This window comes from Hoylesella loescheii DSM 19665 = JCM 12249 = ATCC 15930 (assembly GCF_000378085.1).
GTDB lineage: Bacteria > Bacteroidota > Bacteroidia > Bacteroidales > Bacteroidaceae > Prevotella > Prevotella loescheii.
In genome coordinates this window covers 26,381-32,495 of record NZ_KB899230.1, presented here as the reverse complement: position 1 = coordinate 32,495, position 6,115 = coordinate 26,381, and the positions used below count along the sequence as shown (strand labels likewise).

At 47.4% G+C, this 6,115-nt stretch carries 4 protein-coding genes; all 4 read right to left on the bottom strand.

Features of this window, described 5'->3' with window-relative positions; all coding sequences use genetic code 11:
* Positions 1 to 437 precede the first annotated feature (437 nt).
* Entirely contained in the window at positions 438 to 1,265 is an 828-nt protein-coding gene (locus F453_RS0113400) for a DUF4249 domain-containing protein (protein WP_018968467.1), read from the bottom strand.
* A 15-nt stretch (positions 1,266 to 1,280) separates the two neighbouring features.
* Complete coding sequence (locus tag F453_RS0113395) at positions 1,281 to 3,305, bottom strand: TonB-dependent receptor (RefSeq protein ID WP_018968466.1); 2,025 nt, start codon at positions 3,303 to 3,305, stop codon at positions 1,281 to 1,283.
* Positions 3,306 to 3,566: 261 nt separating this feature from the next.
* Positions 3,567 to 4,898, bottom strand: a complete 1,332-nt coding sequence (locus tag F453_RS0113390; RefSeq protein ID WP_018968465.1) for a hypothetical protein — start codon at positions 4,896 to 4,898, stop codon at positions 3,567 to 3,569.
* Positions 4,899 to 5,103: 205 nt separating this feature from the next.
* The gene (locus F453_RS0113385) at positions 5,104 to 6,081 is read right to left on the bottom strand and encodes a polyprenyl synthetase family protein (RefSeq protein ID WP_018968464.1); all 978 of its coding nucleotides are present in this window, start codon (positions 6,079 to 6,081) and stop codon (positions 5,104 to 5,106) included.
* Positions 6,082 to 6,115 lie beyond the last annotated feature (34 nt).

Genomic DNA, 6,115 nt, shown 5'->3' with positions numbered 1-6,115 from the left:
AAGGACATGACAACCTAAATACAACATAAGGATTTTTCTTGTCAACCAAAGGAGTATTTAACAACGAAAAGTGTCAACTAATCTCAGTACACTACAGTTTGCATCAGTACAAGCTATCTTGTACTGACACTACAAAGCGCTTGTAGCGTCACTACAAACAAATTGTAGCGTGACTACAAACAACTTGTAGTGCGACTACAAACGACTTGTAGCCCCACTACAAATGGCTTTGTACTGACTCGTTGACCATAAAAGGGTTATTAATACGTATATTCGGGATAACAATCAGCTCATAACGGCCTATGCGAATATGAGGGATTGGCGAATTGTCTACAATGCATTTTGAGAAAGATTAGATAAAAACGAATGACTACCTCATCAACTACCGCCTAGCGGTTGATGGCATAACGAATTTTTCTTACCCTGAATTCGCGTGATTAATTTAAAATCTGATAAGCATAATAAGATGCTCCATAGCCACACCAATAGCCCAAACCTCCTTGAATATTCGAGCGGATGTTCTGCATGGCGTTAAAAAGCGGATTGCGACCCTCACTTTGGTAGCCGTCCATACTTTTCCAAAAGTCGTACGAAACGGAGTCGATATGGCAGAATTTAATGTTTACTATCTCGTAGCGCTTAAAGAAAGTGGCAGTTGGATTGACAACGTTTTGCCGCGCATTCTCTACTAAAAGCGAGGCCTGTGTTGGTAAAAGGCGGTCGTTATACGTGCCGAAGTAGGTAGAATGAAAGTCTTGATTTTCACCATAAAGTCGTACAAACACCTTATAATAGTCGGTTGTGGCGGGGTCGTCTTTAAAGTCGATGCGCAGCTTAAACCATCCAGGATATAAGGGTATCTCTTCTGCCGAGATACGTGAAAGGGCTACAGGTTTGGGTATAGTGGTTACGGCATGGGCATGAAAGTTTTGATAGTCCACCTTAAGCGTGTAAGTCTTACCCACTTCGCCCCGCATTTCGGAGGTGGTATATATGTAAGGAGGGAAGTAATCCCTACGTGGCATACCCGTAAGCACCACTTCGCGCGTGCCGTCACTCACCGTAACCTTCGCCCAACGCACCAAAAAGCGGTCGAGCGAATCGGTAGATTGCGCTTGCTTAGACACGGGAACGGTGGTGGTTAGCTTCACGATGGGGAAGCCACCACTATCTATCCAGCCCTCAACCACAAGCTGCGGGGGAACCTGTTTCACCTCGGTTTCTTCGCAACCAAGGCAAAGACATGCCAACAATAACAAGAGCATAAACCTGTACATAGCCTAAAATTTAAAGAAATAACTGATGGATGGTAGGAAGGGCATTTGCTGTGGCAAGAACGACATCGGCCTATACGAATAGCCATCGCCATCTATACGTATGCGCCAAAACAAGTCGTTGCGTCGCATATTGGCGTTATACACCGACAGGTTAAGGCCGTGCTCGCGCCCATTACGGCTATACAGCAGATAATTTGCCGATAAATCGAGCCGCACATACGTGCCTAGCCTTGCCCCGTTGTGTGCTCCGAACTGCGAAACAAGGTTGCCGTCTATCAGATAAAAGCTCTCGGGCGCAGTGAATGGCGTGCCACTAGCCCACACCAACGTTGCTCCGAAACGCCAACGAGGGCTCATTTGATAGGTGGCTACGGCGTTAAGCTCGTGTATGCGCTCATGACCAGCAGGGTAATCGCCAAGCAAGGACGTACCTGGATAACGTCGTTGCGCCCTACCCCATGCGTAACTAACCCATCCCGTTAGCTTTCCCGAACGCTTTTCGAGCATCACATGTGCGCCATAATTGCGTCCCTCGCCCTCAACGAGGCGCAAATTTATATCGGCCGAAGGATTGAAAATAACATCGAATGGCGTACTAACATATTCGTATTGACGATAAAGCCACTTGTGATAAACACCTGCCGTAAGCTGTAATGCACCCCTAAGAAGCGCTACACGATAGTTGGCAGAGAGGTTGAGGGCACGTTGCGGACGATGGGCAGCCGATGATGAGAGCCAAAACTCACTGGGAAGATTGAGCGAAGAGAAGCCCGTGCGAAAGAGGTACTGACGTTTTACAGCCCCACTAACGAGAAACGTACCCACAGGCGATTGCCAAACGACGTTCAAAAGAGGGTCTACACCATAGAAAGTAGCATCGGGCGAGCGGTATGCAGTGGCTCGCAAACCGCCCGTTAACTGCCAATGCTCGGCCAAGGGCAAAGCGATGTCGGCCCCGAGCGATGTTTCCAGTGTGCGTTGCTTTTGCTGAGAGGGGCTGTTATATTGCCTATCGCCGCTCACTTCAGGCGATTGAAGTCGCAGGCGATGGTAAACCACAGCGGCATGCACGTTTAAAGGGGCAAGAGAAAAGCGTGCCTTGTAGCCCCAATCTGTGATAGACGAGGGCAAACGCAAGTGAATGTTCTGGAAACTAGTAGAAAACTCGTTGCCATAAGCAGAGAGATAAGCCGTTTGTTGAAGCGTTGCCCTACCCATGCGTCGCGTCCAATGCAATGCGCCCAAATAGTTATTCCACTTCAATTTACCATCATACACAGATACCATGTCATTTAATTCGCCATTGTCTTGTCCGCTATAATAGTCTATCCGCAGGGTATTGTTGCTGTCGGGGCAGTAAGTCCACGTCAGGTTTGCATCGTAAAAGCCGTATTTTAAAGCCATTTCGCGCATGCGAAGTAGCTGGTGATAAAGCAGGTTTATGTAGGCCGAGCGCCCCGAAAGCGTCAATTCCGACTTCGTACCGATGGGCACACGCAATGTGGCTTGCGATGAAATAAGTCCCACACTACCCTCAGCGGCAAACCTACGGCTAATGGTGTCGGGCGAACAAAGGTCTACAAAGCCACCCAACCTATTGGCATTACCTGCCGAAAGGGCTGTAGGCGAAAAGCGCATCTGTGCATAATGGCTGGCGTTAAACACCGAAAAGAAGCCTAACAAATGGGCAGCGTTATGCACAGGCACGCCGTTAAGGCTCATTTCGTTGTGTGCATTGTCGCATCCCTCAATGTGCAAGCCCGCATCTAGTTCACCACTGGTTTGCACATTGGGCAACGATTGGGCATAGCGCAATGGGTCGGCATTGCCAAATAGCTTAGGCATGTCGTTCAGAAAATCGAGGTTTAGCGTTATTTGCCCTAAGGCATTGGCACGCAACTTACCTCGCAAGCGTGGCGCAACAACGTCCACATTGCGTATGTTGGCTGTCTTCAGCGTGTCGGCTGTTTGTGCTTCGGCCTGTAAAAACGAGGCAAAGAAGAGCAAGGCAAGCCATGTTCGGGGCATTATATGATAAGTTAAGCGGCGAATAATAATGGTGGTTTAAGGGTAAAATGATAGGGGGTGACTTAGCGTTTGGTGGGTTATGGCCATGCAATAAGTGTGAAAAGCCACACACGCAGCATTAAAACAAAATAGAAATGGTAGGGAAACATGCCTTCGTACAGCCGTGCTAACAAGGCAATATCGTTTCGATACCATTTCTATCATTGGATAAATACGCATCGTCCAAGGCAAACTAAAGGTCCTGAGCGATGGAAAATAGGTTTACTTATTAAGCATTCTTTCGAACGATTCGATTAGTTTGCTAGCCTGTTTGTACACATCAGGGAAGTTTTCCTTCGTGAAATAGTCTTTAAAGGCATAGCTTGTCTTGTCGTCAAACTTCAACAAAACATAGGGCTTCCACATCTCTTTATACTGTAGTGTGAGGTCGTCATGCACTTGTTCTGCAAATGCTCCCAGTTCGATATTGGCGCTACGCTTGTTTGAACCCTTTAAGAATAGGCCCGCATTGAGGTGCTTATTGGCCTCTTCAACTAAGCCCTTGTACTCTTTCTCAGTATAATAGGTAAACTTCCCGTCACCAAACGTGCCCCCTTGCATCAGTGGCTTGAACGATTTGTTAAAGGTGCTACCGTCGTCTATCTTGCCTTTGAATTGCACTTCGCCCAAAACGTCGAAAGCTACATTTACCTCTCCCACGCTCTGAATGCGTTCGTTGGTGGCCTGTCCGTTAACCGAAAGCATGATGTTGAACAGTTTTTGGTTGCCAATAGTAGCAGTAGCCTCAACCTTTGCACCCTTCGAAGCCTCGAACATCAGCTGCTTCACCTCCAACACATAGTTGTTGATGGCTAGCTTGCAGTTGGCTTCGATATTGTCTTTTGCCGCGTCGAACGTGCCATTTGTAGACACCTTGGTGTTCAATACGCCCGTAAGCAAGGTCTTTCCGCCTTGTGTAAGCGTAAGCGTTGCATGTTCGGGGATGTTTAATTTGGTTTCAATCTTGGTGCGATCGTACTTTCCATTGCCCTTATACTCCCTTTCTTCATCATCCAAGAAAGGCATATACATATTGGTTTGCTTACCCGAAAGCGCAAGTTTAAGCACACATTCCTTGCCATTATTATCGTTAAAGATGAACTGGAGGTCGTCGGCGTCTTTTCTAACCCATTGTCCCTTCTCCACGGTAAAGTGTCCCTTAATCTGTGCTAAGTCGATCATGCGCTGCATTACCTTCATGTCGTTCTCGCGTTTACCAAGGTCGGTCCAAAAGCTTTTCAGCTTATCGCGCCACCACTTGTCAATCTTTGCCGTGGCGTGGTCGGTTACTAAGTTGTCCTTAACATAGTTAGCAAGGTTTTCAAGGTTGTTAAAGTCGGTGGTTTTAATCATTGCCAAAGCCCGTTTAGCGGTCTTATCCAACTCTAGCTTTTTCTGTTCGGGGGGCAGTTCGGTGTTGATCTCGGTCTTATCTCCTGGATCTATTCCGCCAGCAATAGGACCGTTGTCATCGTTCGACGAGCCACAAGCGGCAACACCGAACGCCAAAGAGGCACCTAACACTAGGTACCCAAAGCGTCTTAATTCTCTCATGTTATTTTATTTAATAGTTAATTTGATGCCTTTCGGCTTTGTTTTATTACTTAGTTATTGAAGTCTGTTGGTTTAGAAGCTGGTGTGTTTGGCCAGCTTTTCTGTCTTAGCGTTCATACAGAGCAATAAGTTGGTAAGCATTCTTGCTTGCGAAAGAGTGCGATATAACTCATAAACTCATGAACCTAACAACTCAGAAGCATTGCTAGTTTTTTCTATCTATTATAAAATCTACGTATGCTTTCAAGGCGTTTTTCAGTTGGGTGTCGGCCACATATTGGTCGATAAAGTCTATGGCGAGTGCTTGGCATTCGGCCATCTTTCGTTCGGCGTATGCAATGCCACCGTTGTTCTTGGTGAATTCCACCAGTTGAGCAATCTCTTCGGCCGACACATTACGCGCCTTAACCTTGCGTGCTAAGGCTGCCATTTGAGTATCGCCAGTGGTGTTAAGGGCATAAAGCACGGGCAAGGTTAATTTACCTTCGGCCATATCGTTGCCTGTGGGCTTACCTAAGTCGGCCGATTGGTAATAATCAAATATGTCGTCGCGAATTTGGAAGATAATGCCAACATTGCGTCCAAAGGCACGAGCAGCCTCAACGGCTTGCTTATCGGCTCCGCCGGCCTTAGCACCAATCACGGCACACGACTCGAACAAGGCAGCCGTTTTTTGCCTTATCACCTCGAAATACACCTCTTCAGAGAAGTTGGTGTTAACGATATTGGTTAGTTGCAGTATCTCGCCATTCGACAATGTACGACCAAGTTCGGCCAAGTCGCACACAATGTCGCAGTCGTTGGTGCGTGCAATGCTAAGCAAGGCCGTAGAGAGAATATAGTCGCCAACGAGCACCGCCACCTTGTTGTTATACGAAGCGTTGACCGAAGCCTGACCTCGCCGCTCGCCACTTTCGTCCACCACGTCGTCGTGCACAAGGCTAGCCGTATGCAGCAGTTCAAGTCCCACAGCGGCATATTGTGCCACAGGCGTAACCGTGCCGAAGCTTTTAGTCATCAGCAAGATAAGTATGGGGCGCATGCGTTTGCCTCCTTTGGCGCGTACATGCTCTAAGGCCTGGCCCAACAGTCCGTCTTCGTGGGTCAGCGACTTGTCGAACAGGGCGATAAAGTCTTGTAACTCGGTGTATATAGGTGTCCGTATGGTCGACAAATTATCCATGTAATCTCAAATTTGACACAAATTTACACAATAA

Excerpts from the sequence above, each read along its gene's own strand:
- F453_RS0113385 (WP_018968464.1), bottom strand. The coding sequence starts at position 6,081 with ATGGATAATTTGTCGACCATACGGACACCTATATACACCGAGTTACAA.
- F453_RS0113400 (WP_018968467.1), bottom strand. The coding sequence starts at position 1,265 with ATGCTCTTGTTATTGTTGGCATGTCTTTGCCTTGGTTGCGAAGAAACC.
- F453_RS0113395 (WP_018968466.1), bottom strand. The coding sequence starts at position 3,305 with ATGCCCCGAACATGGCTTGCCTTGCTCTTCTTTGCCTCGTTTTTACAG.
- F453_RS0113390 (WP_018968465.1), bottom strand. The coding sequence starts at position 4,898 with ATGAGAGAATTAAGACGCTTTGGGTACCTAGTGTTAGGTGCCTCTTTG.